The 14,750-nt window shown below is 62.2% G+C and carries 13 protein-coding genes; 5 read left to right on the forward strand and 8 right to left on the reverse strand.

What is annotated here, in order from left to right; all coding sequences use genetic code 11:
• Positions 1 to 3 precede the first annotated feature (3 nt).
• The 3 genes from BKY26_RS19065 to BKY26_RS19075 are packed head-to-tail and all read left to right on the forward strand — an operon-like array spanning position 4 to position 1,146.
• Entirely contained in the window at positions 4 to 495 is a 492-nt protein-coding gene (locus BKY26_RS19065) for a Na+/H+ antiporter subunit E (RefSeq protein WP_071691961.1), read from the forward strand.
• Complete coding sequence (locus tag BKY26_RS19070; protein ID WP_071691962.1) at positions 492 to 761, forward strand: K+/H+ antiporter subunit F; 270 nt, start codon at positions 492 to 494, stop codon at positions 759 to 761. The genes BKY26_RS19065 and BKY26_RS19070 overlap by 4 nt, the downstream gene beginning before the upstream one ends.
• A gap of 10 nt (positions 762 to 771) precedes the next feature.
• Positions 772 to 1,146 (forward strand): Na+/H+ antiporter subunit G, encoded by a 375-nt coding sequence (locus BKY26_RS19075; RefSeq protein ID WP_071691963.1) that lies wholly within the window; start codon positions 772 to 774, stop codon positions 1,144 to 1,146.
• A gap of 58 nt (positions 1,147 to 1,204) precedes the next feature.
• Here BKY26_RS19075 and BKY26_RS19080 read toward each other — a convergent pair whose 3' ends face one another.
• The 4 genes from BKY26_RS19080 to BKY26_RS19095 form a co-directional block, all read right to left on the reverse strand.
• Positions 1,205 to 4,081: a glycosyltransferase gene (locus BKY26_RS19080; protein WP_071691964.1), complete on the reverse strand. Its 2,877-nt coding sequence runs from the start codon at positions 4,079 to 4,081 to the stop codon at positions 1,205 to 1,207.
• Positions 4,078 to 6,210, reverse strand: coding sequence for a glycosyltransferase family 2 protein (locus BKY26_RS19085; RefSeq protein ID WP_071691965.1), 2,133 nt, complete (start codon positions 6,208 to 6,210; stop codon positions 4,078 to 4,080). The genes BKY26_RS19080 and BKY26_RS19085 overlap by 4 nt, the downstream gene beginning before the upstream one ends.
• Before the next feature lie 5 nt (positions 6,211 to 6,215).
• Positions 6,216 to 6,716, reverse strand: coding sequence for a hypothetical protein (locus tag BKY26_RS19090; RefSeq protein WP_071691966.1), 501 nt, complete (start codon positions 6,714 to 6,716; stop codon positions 6,216 to 6,218).
• Between the two features lie 68 nt (positions 6,717 to 6,784).
• Positions 6,785 to 8,242 (reverse strand): mannose-1-phosphate guanylyltransferase/mannose-6-phosphate isomerase, encoded by a 1,458-nt coding sequence (locus tag BKY26_RS19095; protein ID WP_071691967.1) that lies wholly within the window; start codon positions 8,240 to 8,242, stop codon positions 6,785 to 6,787.
• Between the two features lie 306 nt (positions 8,243 to 8,548).
• Between BKY26_RS19095 and BKY26_RS19100 the strand changes: the two genes are divergently transcribed.
• Positions 8,549 to 10,582 carry an NADPH-dependent 2,4-dienoyl-CoA reductase gene (locus BKY26_RS19100; protein ID WP_071691968.1) on the forward strand — a complete coding sequence of 678 codons (2,034 nt, stop codon included), beginning with the start codon at positions 8,549 to 8,551 and terminating at the stop codon, positions 10,580 to 10,582.
• A 259-nt stretch (positions 10,583 to 10,841) separates the two neighbouring features.
• Complete coding sequence (locus tag BKY26_RS19105; RefSeq protein WP_071691969.1) at positions 10,842 to 11,747, forward strand: LysR family transcriptional regulator; 906 nt, start codon at positions 10,842 to 10,844, stop codon at positions 11,745 to 11,747.
• Positions 11,748 to 11,799: 52 nt separating this feature from the next.
• Here the strand turns inward: BKY26_RS19105 and BKY26_RS19110 are convergent, their stop codons facing one another.
• From BKY26_RS19110 to BKY26_RS19125, 4 genes are read right to left on the reverse strand one after another with little or no spacing between them, the layout of a single operon-like run.
• A complete protein-coding gene (locus tag BKY26_RS19110; RefSeq protein ID WP_083431522.1) occupies positions 11,800 to 12,702 on the reverse strand; it encodes an OmpA family protein in 903 nt (300 codons plus the stop codon).
• A 23-nt stretch (positions 12,703 to 12,725) separates the two neighbouring features.
• Positions 12,726 to 13,301, reverse strand: a complete 576-nt coding sequence (locus BKY26_RS19115; protein WP_071691971.1) for a peroxidase-related enzyme — start codon at positions 13,299 to 13,301, stop codon at positions 12,726 to 12,728.
• Positions 13,302 to 13,304: 3 nt separating this feature from the next.
• Positions 13,305 to 14,024, reverse strand: coding sequence for a GNAT family N-acetyltransferase (locus BKY26_RS19120; RefSeq protein WP_071691972.1), 720 nt, complete (start codon positions 14,022 to 14,024; stop codon positions 13,305 to 13,307).
• Positions 14,021 to 14,749 carry a competence/damage-inducible protein A gene (locus BKY26_RS19125; protein WP_071691973.1) on the reverse strand — a complete coding sequence of 243 codons (729 nt, stop codon included), beginning with the start codon at positions 14,747 to 14,749 and terminating at the stop codon, positions 14,021 to 14,023. The genes BKY26_RS19120 and BKY26_RS19125 overlap by 4 nt, the downstream gene beginning before the upstream one ends.
• Position 14,750 lies beyond the last annotated feature (1 nt).

The following is a 14,750-nucleotide window of genomic DNA, read 5'->3' on the forward strand; positions in this document are numbered from 1 at the left end:
GCCATGCTGACCCGTCTCATCCCGCATCCGCTTCTGAGCCTGACACTCATCTTCGTCTGGCTAGGGCTGGTGAACACCTTCACCCTTGGCAACCTTATCCTCGGGTCGGTCTTCGGACTGTTCATCCCGATGTTCACCGCAGCCTACTGGCCCGACCGTCCCAGGATCGCCCGGCCATTCAAGGTCGCGGAATACATCCTTGTCGTGCTCTGGGATATTGTCGTGGCCAATGTGCAGGTGGCCTTGATCATCCTGTTCAAGCCAGAGTCGAAGATTCGCTCGCAGTGGATTCCCGTTCCGCTCGACCTTACATCGGCCGAGGCAATCACCGTGCTGGCGGGCACGATCACCATGACTCCGGGCACGGTATCCGCGACGCTTGCCGCAGATGGCAGTGCGATCCTTGTGCATTGCCTGCACACCGATGACCCCGATGCTGTCCGTGACGAGATCAAGACCAGATACGAACGCCGCCTGATGGAGATATTCCCATGATCGAATATGCCCTTACCTTCGCGCTCGGTTGCTACGCCTTGGCCCTGTTGCTGAATCTCTGGCGTATTGCCATCGGCCCGGACGCGGCCGACAGGATCCTGGCCCTTGATACCATGGTGATCAACCTGATCGCCCTCGTGGTGCTTTATGGCGTATGGCACAGCACTGCGATCTATTTCGAGGCCGCGATGCTGATCGCGATGGTCGGCTTCGTCTCAACCGTTGCCTATTGCCGCTTCCTGCTGCGCGGCGACATCATCGAATAGGACGACAGATATGAGCATCGTCGCAGAAATCCTCGTCTCTTTCGCCCTCGTCGTGAGTGGTATCTTCGGGCTGGTGGGGTCCTTCGGTTTGGTCAAACTCAAGAACACGCTGCAGCGCCTTCATGCCCCGACCAAGGCCACCAGCCTAGGTGTCGGCGGCGTGCTGATCGCCTCGATGCTCTACTTCTACGCCAAATACGGACAGGTCTCGTTTCACGAGCTTCTCATCACCCTGTTCCTGTTCCTGACGGCGCCGATCACGGCGAATTTCATCGCCAAGGCGTATATGGCACGCAACCTTGGCGATAAGGATGTTCCGGAGACCACCGGAGATTACGGTTGGTCGATCTATGACGATCCGCCGAGCCACGGTTCGGACCGTTGACGTAGAATTCAGGCCAATGAGGCCGAAAGCCTGCCCATAGCGATGTAAAGCGCACTGCCTAGGTAGCGGTTCTCAGGTCCGCAGAAGGATCGTGAGAGCGTTCCCCCGCCGCCATCTGGCTCAACAGCGAGGCCCGCTTTCTGGCGGCGCGACTGAGTTCCAGCAGACCGAACCGCGCCACGGATATGGACATCACGGCATTGGCCACTGCGGCTGGATCATCCGCAGGCGTGGAAAAACCGGTTCGACCATGTTCGATCAATGTCGGCGGCGTTCCGCGACGATAGCAGATCACCGGGCGACCGCCTGCCATTGCCTCCAACGTCGTTCGCCCGAAAGACTCCGCGAAATGCGAAAGGACCAGCACAAGGTCCGTCTGTTCCACCGCGGCCACTGACCCATCGACATAGCCTGTGTGAACCGTGTTATCGGGAAGCGGGCCCAGTGCTTTCAGATCGGCAGAGTCCGGGCCGATCAGCAGGAACTTGCAACGCGCGTCAGGCGGGACGTTTTCCGAGGCCTCTGCTTTGGCAACCATGCGCGCAACCGAGACGAAATCCGCTACCCCCTTCTTGGCGATGTTGCTGCTGATCAGGCCAACGCGCAGGGACGGCCCGGGGGCAAAGGGCAGATCGAACAGGGCAGGATCAATTTCATTGGGTTGCACGTCGACGCGATCGGGGCAATCCAGCCAGTTTGCAACAGCAGCGGAATTCGCGATGAAACGATCGGCCTCGCTGAGGATGCGGCGTCTTAGACCGCGGGCGCTGTCGCCAAGAATGCGGCACAGTTGCGGGTCTTCGGCGGGCAACTCGCGGACCTGCACGATCGACGGGCATCCTTCAGCCCGCGCCGCCACCAATGGTGCATTCAGGACAATCGTATTCACATGTATTGCGGTCGGGCGATAGGCTCGGATCATGGCTCGGATCGCGGAAACCGTGTGGTCTGACACGGGGCGAAAGCGATGCCGCCAGAGTTGCGGCAGGATCACAACCGCTGCCGACCTTTTCCGCACGTCGTCCAGGTACTGCTTATTCACGGCGGATGGCAGCACCGTCACAGGAGCGATCCGGGGACCGTCGAGGCCGCTGCCGAGACGCTCCAACGCACGCAACAGGCTGCGCTCGGCCCCGAAAATCTGCCGATCGGCGGAATGCGCAAAGACAAGCGCGGTTTCGGCGTCGCTGCCTGCCAGCGCCCCTTCAAACCGGAACGGTTCAGCCGGGGGCTTGTCGGGGTGCTGCTCGTAATCCAGCAGCGGTACGGCCTGCGTGCCCAGTTTTCGCTTTGCCCGCCATGCAGAATCCGAAAACAGCGGGCCGGGATCGCGGTCTTCCTGTCCGCCGGTTTCCAGATAGTGGCGCACAGGGTCGACATCCGCAGCCAGCACGTCCTTGTTCCGCGTCAGATACCAAAGCGTATCGAAATGCGAAGACCCGGAAATGAAGGCGTAGTCACTGACCGCGGTCACATCATCGGCAGGTCGAAGCTCTGGCGGCGCTGGAAATGGCCGTTCCGTCGGATATCTCGGAAGGAAAAGCGAGGCCGCCCGCGCCTCCGTGTCTGCGGTGCTGTCAATCGAAGACAGCCTGCTATCGTGCCAGTGCAGCGCGGCATCCAGGTAGCATCGGCGCGGACCCCGGAACTGGGTCGAAAGGTGCGTGGCGGACGACAGCGTCAAGGATTGCGGCGCGTTGCGCCCGAAGGCAAGGGGCACGCCGGGGTGCTGTTCGATCACTGAGTCAGAACCGAAGGCGGCAAGCAGGCGATGATAGTATTCGGTATCGGCATTGACGCGCACGCGGTCCCAATAGCCCACCTTCTCGCGCATCTCCGTGCGAACCATCAGGGACGAGACATTGCGATAGACCCAGCCTTGCTCGACCCGCCAAAGCGACATTGCAAGGTCAGACCCGGTCCGAACCCAGTGTGATGCACAGGCGACCGGGCCACTGTCGGCCAGAAGCGGCCCAACCTGTGCCTCGATCTTTTGCGGATGGGACCAGTCATCGGAATCATGAACGGTGAAGAATGCACCACGGATGTCTGCCAGGCCGGTATTGCGGGCAACATAGGCGCCGCTATTCTCTGGCAGACGAATGACCCTGATGCGGGGATCTGCCTGCGCCGCCTCTTCCGCAACGCCCGCGGTGTTGTCGGTGCTGGCATCATCCACCACGATGATCTCAAGATTGCGCCAGCTCTGGTCGGTCAACCCTCGCAGACATGTGCCCAGGGTCGCCTCAGACTGATGGGCGGGGACAATGACACTGACAAGTGGCCCATCTTCTACCGGTGCAGGTGGGATCGGGGCCGTCAGCCTGTCCAGGCGCGGCAGCGTCCCCGGCCGCAAGCCAATGCCTGCCAGACCGGTTGCCGCGTAGATCTCGGCGAGATGGTTGGAAACAACGTGATCCGGGGCGTTTTCGGCAACTGCAATCTCGATCTCTGACAGTGAAAGATCGGCGTGATCGCCGAACCGGTCCCTGGCTTTCCGCAAAAGCTCTTTCGCAACCGACAGCTCTCGGCACATGGTTGCGGCCTTTACCCCAAGAACCCAGGGGCCTTTGTGCGGAATGATCGCGGTGCCCAGATCGCCACCATCGAAAAACGATCTGATGGCAGAATGCGCGGATTTCCAGCGTGATTTGCTGGCAGCATGACGCGCAAAGACCCATCCTGCGATCGCCCGTTCACGAGCCGACCCGTTTTTCAGCAGCAGCCGCAGTTCCGGTAACGCCTGTGCCTCGAATCCCCGCCACAGGTCATGATCGAGTTCCAATGCTCGCACCGGGCCGCCCAAGCGCCCCTCTGCGTGGCCATGGGCTGCGTAGTGCTCCCATGGATCCAGCCCTGCCGCGCGCACGTCGGAATAGGTCGAGAGATACCAGACCGGATCGAATTCCTCTTTCGTGAAGGCTGGCCCGATCATTTGAAAAGCCCGTGCAACGCGTCGAACGGGATCTTGGCACGCGCGACCCGACTGGCGCCCGCCTTGATCAGCTCCTGTTTGATGGCACGATTTCCGGCCCACCATTCCAACGGGCCCGTTGTGAACCGCTGCGCAGAGGATTCGCAGGTGGACGGATCATAGCGCCCCAGGCGGCGCCCCGTGCCGGGAAGCGTGGCGACCGGAGAATAACTTGCCAGAAGACGCACCCTCTCGGCCCGCAACTCGGGAAGGGAACCGGGAAGCTCCAGCAACGCCTCAGGGTCAGGCGCGATCAGCAACGGGGCCGAGGCCGTTTCTCCCGGGCATAGGTGAAGAAGGCGCTGACCGTCGAGAGCTTCGCGCACCTTCGTGCACAGGCGGAAGGAGGTGTCGAGCATGTCCGGCGCCAGAGGTCTGGCAAGCGGCACCAGCCCGACCGGGCCTTCGGAAAGGGATGCCAGTTTCAGGCAGGTTTCCACCACCCAATCTCTGTGTCTCAAATCCGCGGCCAGTACCAAGGACAGTTTGTAGTTGGATTGATCACGCCCTTTCATGATGCCGGGTGCGGGAAACGGGCGACTGTCTGCCGTGTAATGCAGATCGGCCACAGAGGCGGTGCGGTGGTGGTGTTCCTGCGCATCGAGATAGGCAAGACGAGCGCCAGTAACATAGCCGTCGATGGACAGGGGGCCACTGCGAACCGCGGACCCTTCCCTGTCGCGCAACATCGCCAGCGGGCCGGTTTTTCCGGAAATGACGGAGGCAGGCCCGAACACCCGGCGTAGTCGCCGTATCAGTTCATTGTCCGCCGCGACGCGCACAGTGTCCCAACATCCCAGGGAGTCGATCACGGGTTGTCGTCTGAACAGCAGGGACGCCGTGTTTTCCGTCAGAAAACTCGCCTCCGGGCTCAGACGCGTCAGTGTCAGGTCAGAATGCATGCGCACATGCTCGGACGTGCAGGCGATAGCCGTTCCGCTTTCAAGCATCAGCTCCATCTGCGCGGCAATCCGGTCGGGGTGGCACCAATCGTCCGCGTCATGAAGCGTAACGTATTCACCACGCGCCTCGGCAAGCCCGGCATTGCGTGCTGCATAGGCACCGCCGTTTTGCGAAAGCCGTTTCAGCCGGATGCGGGGATCGGCTCTTGCCGCATCTAGGGCGACCTGAGCGGTTCCATCGCTGCTGGCGTCGTCGATGACAATGATCTCCAGGTTGCGCCAGCTTTGGTCTGAAACGGCGCGCAATGCGGTTGGAAGGGTGTCTTCCGCCTGATGGGCCGCGATCAGGACGGACACCAGCGGTCCGTCTATGGGTTGGGGCGCGCGCTTGGGGGTCAGGCGGTCATAGGCCAGGCTGCTTGGGTCATCGCCCAAGGCCAGTTCGCCAAGGCCGTATGCCGTTAGCGCCCGGTTGATCAGCCTCAGCCGACTGTTTTCCGAGGCTTCAAAGCCTGCCAGCACAAACCAGGTTTCGTTGCACAGCAGATCCTTCATCTGCCAGTCGCGGATGACTTCGTCCGACGGGGCTGGCTGACCCGCCAATGCATCTGCAACAAGGGCAACGGTCAGCAAACGACGGCGCAGAGCGGGGTCCGTCGCCGAGACAAGGGCTTTGTGGGCGAGCCGACCTGCCGTTGTCGCACTGTCAGGGGATTGGGTCATCCGCCATTGCCGAAGGTGCCAAAGCGCCAGGTCACGGCCAGCGAACCCCGCAGCATCGCCCGTTTCCTCATCCAAGAGGCGCTGGAGCCGCTCTAGGGCGGATGCCTGACCGAGCACGTTCAGCCGATTGCGAAGCACATCGCTTTTTGCACGCGCCCGCAAGATTGGGTCTTGTTGAAGGGGATTGGCTGCACGGCCTTCTGACGCGCCGTATTGCAGGTAGTGCGTCAGCGCATCCATGCCGCTATCCGCAACTTCTCGGAAGCAGGCCATATAAGCACGGGTGTCGAACTCGGGCCCGGGGCTGCGCCCAAGGCCCCAACCGATCTTCAGGAAATGATCCAACGGGTCCAGCCCGGACAAGGCCACGTCCCCGTTCCGCGTCGCGTACCATTCCGCGTCGAAAAGGGCGGAGTCCTCCAACAATCTTGCGCGAGACGTGTCGATGGTGGTTTCGCCGGACATTGCGCCTAGCCTCCGGCGGTTGGACCAAGCCGCCGACCTTCCGCTTGTCCGTGTAAAACGTAATGAGCCAGAGCAGGCCAGCCAGCCTCGGCGACATCCGGATTGGCGCTGTAATAGGCCTTGGTCTGGAAATCCGGCCCCGGATCATGCCCGGCAAACGCGCCACGCAGCAAGTAGTGGATCGCGGCCTTGTCCGGGCCATCGCATTCGGGGTAGCGCGCCGCGTACCAGTTCGCGTCGAAATAGCGGCTTCTTGCCAATGCGTTCGCCTGATGACGCAGCATCAGGCGGTGGCGCAGCCTGGCCAGTCGTGTTCTCAGCCATCCACGGCTGAGTCCAGTTGGCGTCTGGCGAGTGGCCTCGGCGATGACGGTCTCGTCCGACTGTCGCAGCAACGCAAGAATTTCCGCATCCCGCTGCGCCAGTTCAGCCCGAAGTGACAGAATTTCAGCCCGCAGCATCGCCTGCATGTCCGCATCGGGTTGGTTTCTGTCCGTTTCAATCATAAGTCATCCGATTGGTGACAGGTACGGGTACTCATTGCCTCTACGCATTGCACGGCCTCTTCACCGTGTCACCCTTTCGCGCCTTGCCCGCGGGAATAGACATCCTCGTACCGAATGATGTCATCCTCACCCAGGTAGCTACCCGTCTGAACCTCGATCAGCACCATGTCGACCTTACCCGGGTTTTCCATCCTGTGCACGGCTCCGAGAGGAATGTAGACGGACTCGTTTTCGGAAATCAGCTTGACCGTGTCGTCAACCGTAACCTTCGCGGTACCCTGCACGACGATCCAGTGTTCCGATCTGTGGTGATGGCTCTGAAGACTGAGGCTTGCACCGGGCTTGACCACGATTCGTTTGACCTGAAACCGCTCGCCAAGCACGAGCGTTTCGAAATGTCCCCATGGGCGGTAGTCAATGGGCAGGGCTTCTGCCTGACGGGCACCTTTTGCGGCAAGGCTCTGAACGGCGAGTTTCACGTCCTGCGTTCTGTTGATATCGGCAATCAACACCGCGTCCGGCATGGCAATGGCAACGATGCCGTCCAGGCCAAGCCCGACAAGTTCCTGATCCGGGTGCTCTGACCGAAGCAGGGAATTCTTGCAGTCGATGGCCGTTACCGGCCCCGCGCAGGCAACACCATCTGAATCGATTGCGCTTTGATCGCGGACAGCGCTCCAGCTTCCCAGATCGCTCCAACTGCCCCGGAAGGGAACCACGCTGAGATTGTCGGCCTTTTCCATGACCGCATAGTCGATCGAGATGTTCTGCACCTCTGCCCAGGGATCTGGGGCAAGGCGGAAGAACCCGAGATCCGGTTCACCCTGCTCCACCGCGGCGCGAACGGGTGTCACGAGATCAGGCGCATGGCGTTCGAAGGCAGAGATGATGTCCTTGGCGGCGAACAGGAAAATACCCGCGTTCCAAAGGAACCCGCCATCGGCAACCATCTGTTCAGCCGTGGCCTGGTCGGGCTTCTCGACAAAGCGTTCCAGCTTGTAGGCCGCGTCCTTGTCATGCGTTCCAGCCAGTTTGAGGTATCCGTACCCGGTTTCCGGGTAACTGGGGGCAATGCCGAACGTCACGAGATCGCCGTTCAGGGCCGCGCCTGCCGCCAGTTCCAGTGCCGCGGCAAATGCATCGGCATCCGGCAGGATATGGTCGGATGGCGCGACAAGCAGCAGAGCCTCGGGCGAGGTCTTGGCAATGTGCAACGCGGCGGCCAGAACCGCCGGGGCCGTATTTCGCCCCTCGGGCTCGATCAGGATGGCGCCCGGATCAATGCCGATGTCCTGCAATTGTTCGGTCACGACAAAGCGAAAGTCGGATCCGGTCAGGATCGTAGGCGCGGCAAAGGTCACCGCGCCGCGCGTGCCGGTCATGCGTTCTGCGCATCGTTGATAGAGCGACCGGTCGCCAATCAACTGAACGAACTGTTTGGGATAGCTCTTGCGCGACAAGGGCCAAAGACGGGTGCCCGAACCGCCACACAATACCAATGGATGAATTTCAAACGACGGCTGCATAAATAGGTTTCCAACTTGGTAGTGAAATCTATTGCCGCGGACAAAAAGCCACGACCGATCATTGGTAGATCACATGCCTTGTTCACTTTGAAGGGTCAAGTTCGCGCATGTGCGACCAACGCCTTCGGCTATGACCTGCCAGCATACCCCATCCCGACGCACCCGCCCCGGTACGCGGATTATTCGCCATGCTCGCCGCAACGCCCCTTCCCCCAAGCCCGCAGCCCGCACCACCCCAGGTGACGCGGCGTAGAGGGTGACAGTCCGCCCGCCTTGCGCCATCTTTGCGCATCGGAGGACCCTGATATGACGCACGCGCTTTACCCCCATCTTCTGGCCCCGCTGGACCTTGGCTTCACCACGCTGAAGAACCGGGTGCTCATGGGCTCCATGCACACGGGGCTGGAGGAAACCAAGGATTGGCCCCGGGTGGCGGAGTTCTATGCGGAACGCGCGCGCGGGGGGGCTGCCCTTATCGTGACGGGGGGCATGGCGCCCAACAAGGAAGGCGGGGTCTTCCCCGGCGCGGCGGGGCTGTTTACCGATCAGGACATCGCCAATCACCGGGTGATCACCGATGCAGTTCACGCGGCCGACGGCAAGATCGCCATGCAGATCCTGCACGCGGGGCGCTATGCCTATTCTCCCGATTGTGTGTCTGCCTCTCCGATCAAATCGCCCATCTCTCCCTTCCCGCCGAAAGAGCTGAATGAAGAGGGGATCGAGAAACAGATCAGCGATATCGTGACGGCAGCCGTGCGGGCGCGCGAGGCGGGCTATGATGGCGTCGAGGTGATGGGGTCCGAGGGGTATTTCCTCAACCAGTTCATCGTCAAACACACCAACAAGCGCACCGACCGGTGGGGCGGCAGCTATGAAAACCGCATTCGCCTGCCCATCGAGGTGGTGCGCCGGGTGCGCGAGGCCGTGGGCCCTGATTTCATCGTCATCTATCGTCTCTCGATGATCGACCTTGTGCCCGAGGGGTCCACCTTCGACGAGGTCGTGCAGCTGGCGCAGGAGATCGAGAAAGCAGGTGCCACGATCATCAATACCGGGATCGGCTGGCACGAGGCACGCATTCCCACGATTGCCACCAGCGTGCCGCGCAAGGCCTTTGCCTGGGTCACGAAAAAGTTGATGGGCAAGGTGGGTATTCCGGTGATCACCTCGAACCGGATCAACATGCCGGATGTGGGCGAAGAGGTTCTGGCGGAAGGCTGCGCCGACATGGTGTCCATGGCGCGGCCCTTCCTGGCGGATTCGCATTTCGTGGCCAAGGCAGCAGAGGGCCGGGCCGATGAGATCGCGCCCTGCATCGCCTGCAACCAGGCCTGTCTGGACCACACCTTCAGCGGCAAGCTGACCTCCTGCCTTGTGAACCCGCGCGCCTGCCATGAGACCGAGCTGCGCTATGACCCGACCGACGCGCCCAAGCGGGTGGCCATTGTCGGCGCGGGTGCCGCTGGCGTGATGACGGCGGTGATTGCCGCCGAGCGCGGGCATTCCGTGACGCTGTTCGAGAAGGCCGACAAGGTGGGCGGGCAGCTCAATATGGCCAAGCAGATCCCCGGCAAGGAGGAGTTTTTTGGGCTGGTCGATTGGTTCGAAACCATGCTGGCGCGGTCGGGCGTGGACCTGCGGCTTGGCACCGAGGCCGGGCCGGAGCAGTTGGAAGGGTTCGACGAGGTGGTGATCGCCACCGGCATCGTGCCGCGCGATCCGCAGATCCCCGGGCAGGACGGGCCGAACGTGCTGTCCTATATCGACGTGCTGTCGAAGAGAGCCCCCGTTGGTGAGAAGGTCGCTATCATCGGCGCGGGCGGCATCGGCTTCGACGTGGCGGAGTACCTGGTGCACGAGGGCGAGAGCCCGACCGAGGACATTGACCTGTGGAAGCGGGAATGGGGCGTGGGCGACCCGTCGACGGATCGCGGCGGGTTGTCGCCCGCTGGCCCCCGGCCCGAGGCCCCCGCGCGTCAGGTGACCTTGTTGCAGCGCAAGAACGAACGGCTTGGCAAGCGGCTTGGCAAGACCACCGGCTGGATTCACCGTGCGGCGCTGAAGATGAAGGCGGTCGAGATGATGGGCGGCGTGAACTACGAACGCATCGACGCGGAGGGGCTGCATGTGAGTTATGGCGAGGCGCGCGAGAACCCGACGCTGATTGCGGCGGATACCATCGTGCTTTGCGCCGGACAGCTGTCGGAACGGTCGCTGGCGGATCGGTTGGAAGCGGCGGGCAAGAGCGTACATGTGATCGGTGGGGCGGATGTGGCCGCCGAACTGGATGCCAAGCGGGCCATCAATCAGGGTGCGCGGTTGGCGGCAAAGCTCTGACCTTGGGTGTTTCGCCGCCTGTCGGCGTCGACCCGCGGGGGGATCCTCCCCCCGCACCCCCCTGAGGTATTTTTACCAAGATGAAAGGGGATGAGGCATGGTTTCCACGTCGCAGTGAGGGCCGGACTGTGTCATTTTTTGTTTCCCCGCCCTTAACGATCCCCGGTAATACCCGGCTTTGGCCTGTAGTGCTCCGCAATCGCGCCGCATTTGGAAACGATACCAATATGCGAAACGAAAAGAGCACACAGGTGACCCAATGGACCGTCTTACGGAAATGGAAGCCTTCGCCACAGTCGTGGACCAGGGGGGGTTCACGGATGCGGCCAAGAAAATGGGGATCTCGAAATCTGCTGTATCCAAGCATGTTTCGAGTCTGGAAACCCGCCTCGGCGCACGGCTGCTGAACCGGACTACCCGGCGCGTCAGCCCGACCGAGATCGGCCTGGCCTATTACGACCGCGCCCGGCGCGTGTTGAACGATGCAGGCGAGGCCGATGCGCTGGTGACCGCGATGCAATCGGCACCCTCGGGCATGCTGCGTGTGTCGGTGGCGACGGATTTCGGGGTCAATCACCTGTCGCCCATCCTTGGCGACTTCCTGCATGCCTTCCCGGATATCACCGTCAACATGGTGCTGAACAACCGCTATGTGGAGCTGATTTCCGAAGGGTTCGACATGGCCATTCGGGTGGGTGAGCTGGAGGACAGTTCCCTGCGCGCCCGGAAGCTGACGGAAACCACCAAGCGGATGATCGCGAGCCCCGACTATTTCAAGAAATTCGGCCGACCCGAGCGGATCGACGATCTGAACGACCATAAGCTGCTGCATTATTCCAATCAGGCGGCGGGCAATGTGTGGAAAATCACCGCGCCCTCTGGCGAGGTGCGTCAGGTGCGGACCGCTGGCTCGCTGACAGTGAACGATGGCCAGTCGCTGCTGAATGCCGCCATCGGCGGGCTTGGCATCGCCTATCTGCCCAGTTTCCTCTATGCCGAACCGATGCGGCAGGGCCTGCTGGTCGATGCGATCCCGGAGTTGCCCGAGGAAACCCAAGGCATCTACGCGATCTACCCGCCGGGCCGCTACACGCAGCCCAAGGTGCGCGCCTTCATCGACTTCCTTGTCGACCAGTTCCGCGACAAGGGCCCCGGCGACTGGTGATTATCTGAGAATTTACGGTTCATGCCGACCCCGCCAACCCCGGCGGGGCAACTCAGCGGGTTGAAGTCACGACGACTTCGACCCGCCTATTTTGTTGGCGGCCTTCGTCGCTGGCATTGTTGGCGCGCGGGGCCAGATAGCCGACGCCCTCGGCCCCGAGCTGCGCGGCGCTGACCCCGAGCGACTGGATCAGGAAGGCACGCACCGCCTCGGCCCGGGCCCGGCTGAGCGCGATATTCCCTTCAAGCGAGCCTTCCGCATCCGTATGGCCCACCAGCACGACGCGCGTTTCGGGATTGTCGTTCAGGAAAGCGGCAAGATCCATCAGCGAAGGGTAGTCTCCCTCTGCAAGCGTCGATGACCCGGTGGAGAAGCTGAGATCAGCCAGCGTGGCGGTGCCCTGGACCGCCAGGCTTTCGCGGATATCAACGATTTCATCCCCGTCAGGCGACCGGGTGGACACTGCGACCGAAACCGGGATCATGTCGGCGGGGCTGATGCGGACCATGTGGATATAGCCGCGCAGGCCGCCGCGAGAGGTCAACACACCCACATATTCGGTGCCGGCCTCGCCCTCCAACTGAGCGACGAAATAGGAATAGTCCCCCAGATCCACATGCATCGCCGGTTCCGGCGTCACGTCCATGGCAAAGCGGAAATCGAACCCGCCGCAAAGTGTGGCATCGCAGGCGAAGACCGGGGCATAGCCCTGCGCTTCGATCTGTCCCCGCAGAGAGGCCATCAGTTGCGCACTGTTGCCGCTATAGTCCTGAACCTGCCAGACTTGACGGGCCAGCGCGCCCTCTACCGTCATCATCTCTGCCCCGGTTCCCAGCCACGGGCTGACTGGCAGGCTGTAATAGGTGGCGCTCTCGGTTTCCTCATGCGACAGCTCGGATACGCCCGGCAGCTCCAACTCCAACGCGTGAAGCGGAAGGGCGGCGGCGAGTGCCACAAGGGATATAAGAGCGCCCCTGATCACCGGTTCATGCCGTGGTAGTCATCATTGGGCCGCATATCGATGGCAGAGGCCATGCGGTTGGTCATGTTGAAGAAGCTGGCGACCGAGGCAATGTCGAAGATATCGCGGTCGGTGAACCCCACATCGCGCAAGGCCTGACGGTCAGCCTCTTCGATCTTGTAGCTCGCTTCCGTCATCTGCACGGCGAAATCCAGCATCGCGCGCTGGCGCGGGTCCAGATCGGCGACGCGGTAGTTCATCACCAGCATCTCGCCCAGTTTCGGGTCGCCCGACAGGGCGCGCACCGCCTGACCATGGGCGGTGAGGCAATAGAAACAGCGGTTCACGGCGGACACCACGACCGCGATCATTTCGCGTTCCAGCTTGGTCAGGTTGCTCTGACCCAGCATCAGGTCGTTATACATCGCGGTGAAGGCATTCAGCTTGTCCACATCGAACGCGTAGGACGCCAGCACATTGGGGATCATCCCCAGCTTTTCATCGCAGATGTCAAAATACCTCTGCGTCGCCTCTGGCAGCGGGTCCAGCGGCGGCAGGTTCAGCGCGGTTGCCTTGGGGTTCGGTTTCGCCACGGATCAGCCTTTCTTGATACGGTAATGATAAGCACCGGCAGAGGTCATTCCCAGCCCGGCATAGAGAGTTTGGGCGGGTTTGTTGGCTTTGACAACCAAAACGGCAAGATCCCGCGCATTGTGCCGCGCGGCCCAGTTGGCGGCGCCTTGCATCATGGTGCGGCCAATGCCCTGACGGCGGGCCTCGGGTGACACTTCCAGCGCGTGCAGCATGGCGGTGCCATTGTGGATAGCGACGAAGGCGGTGGCGACCGGGTGGTCGTTGTGCCGACCCAGAAGCGCGGTTTTGGGGCCTTTGACTCGGTCCATGACCCCAAGGCGCGCAGGGCCGATGCCGCCCTCGGCCCAGATCTCTGTCTGCACGGCAAGGGGTGGCCAACAGGGGATTGCGGCGAGCCGATGCAGATCGGCGGTGAGCGTCTCGACCGGGGCAACAAGGAAATCGACCGGGTCGACAATGTCATAGCCCCTTTCGGCCAAAACAGTGTCTAACAAGGCGTCTTCGGGTCTGATCTGGAACAACAGGTCCTGCCCCAGATCGCGGCAGGCCTGCTCGGCTTGTGGGATGTCTTGGGGACGCCAATCGCCCTCTACAGTGACAGACGACACCCGCTTGCCCGCGCCCTGCCCGTCACGCACCAGCCAGGGGCCGATCCGAGTGATCGAGGCCGCGGGCCATGTGGCCTCGCAGATTTCGAAAAGCCCTGTGTTAGAGACTGTCATGACACATCCGGGAAGAGGCGTGCCAGCGCCGTGATGACCTTGTCGATCTGCGGCCCGTCCGTGCCGCGCACAACGATGTTGGAGCCGTAGACGCCGTTCTGAATGTAGGGGTACGACCCGATAGAGACCTCCGGGTTGTCCTCGGCCAGCTTGGTTAGCGGCCCGGCGATCTCGCCCTCGCCCCGCTCGATCCGAATGGTCTGCGACAGAAGCGGCGCGCCGCCGGTCAGCGTCGGCAGGACAGAGGCCACCATGGCCTCAAAGACCGATGGAACTCCGGCCATCACATGCACGTTGCGCAGGGTGAAACCGGGCGCGACGGACACAGGGTTTTCAATCAGCGCGGCCCCATCGGGAATGCGCGCCATGCGCAGGCGGGCCTCGTTCAGCTCCTGCCCGGACCGGTCGTAATGGGCCTGCAACAGCGCGCGGGCATCGTCGCGGATGCTGATCGGCGTGTCGAAGGCGGCGGCCACGGCCTCGGCGGTGATGTCATCATGGGTGGGGCCGATACCGCCAGACGTGAAGACATGGTCATAGGCGGCGGACAGGGCCTGCACGGCGGCAACAATACCGTCATGCGTATCGGCCACGACGCGCACCTCGGTCAGGTCAATGCCGTGGCTGGTCAGTTGCTGCGCCAGGTGGTGCATGTTGGAATCGCGGGTGCGGCCCGAGAGGATCTCGTCTCCGATCACCAGCATGGCGGCGGTGGGGTTGGGCATG

Source organism: Nioella sediminis (assembly GCF_001879695.1).
GTDB lineage: Bacteria > Pseudomonadota > Alphaproteobacteria > Rhodobacterales > Rhodobacteraceae > Nioella > Nioella sediminis.

What these genes read in the sequence shown, in the direction of transcription:
- BKY26_RS19065 (WP_071691961.1), top strand. Translation starts at nt 4, where the DNA reads ATGCTGACCCGTCTCATCCCGCATCCGCTTCTGAGCCTGACACTCATC.
- BKY26_RS19070 (WP_071691962.1), top strand. Translation starts at nt 492, where the DNA reads ATGATCGAATATGCCCTTACCTTCGCGCTCGGTTGCTACGCCTTGGCC.
- BKY26_RS19075 (WP_071691963.1), top strand. Translation starts at nt 772, where the DNA reads ATGAGCATCGTCGCAGAAATCCTCGTCTCTTTCGCCCTCGTCGTGAGT.
- BKY26_RS19080 (WP_071691964.1), bottom strand. Translation starts at nt 4,081, where the DNA reads ATGATCGGGCCAGCCTTCACGAAAGAGGAATTCGATCCGGTCTGGTAT.
- BKY26_RS19085 (WP_071691965.1), bottom strand. Translation starts at nt 6,210, where the DNA reads ATGTCCGGCGAAACCACCATCGACACGTCTCGCGCAAGATTGTTGGAG.
- BKY26_RS19090 (WP_071691966.1), bottom strand. Translation starts at nt 6,716, where the DNA reads ATGATTGAAACGGACAGAAACCAACCCGATGCGGACATGCAGGCGATG.
- BKY26_RS19095 (WP_071691967.1), bottom strand. Translation starts at nt 8,242, where the DNA reads ATGCAGCCGTCGTTTGAAATTCATCCATTGGTATTGTGTGGCGGTTCG.
- BKY26_RS19100 (WP_071691968.1), top strand. Translation starts at nt 8,549, where the DNA reads ATGACGCACGCGCTTTACCCCCATCTTCTGGCCCCGCTGGACCTTGGC.
- BKY26_RS19105 (WP_071691969.1), top strand. Translation starts at nt 10,842, where the DNA reads ATGGACCGTCTTACGGAAATGGAAGCCTTCGCCACAGTCGTGGACCAG.
- BKY26_RS19120 (WP_071691972.1), bottom strand. Translation starts at nt 14,024, where the DNA reads ATGACAGTCTCTAACACAGGGCTTTTCGAAATCTGCGAGGCCACATGG.
- BKY26_RS19125 (WP_071691973.1), bottom strand. Translation starts at nt 14,749, where the DNA reads ATGCCCAACCCCACCGCCGCCATGCTGGTGATCGGAGACGAGATCCTC.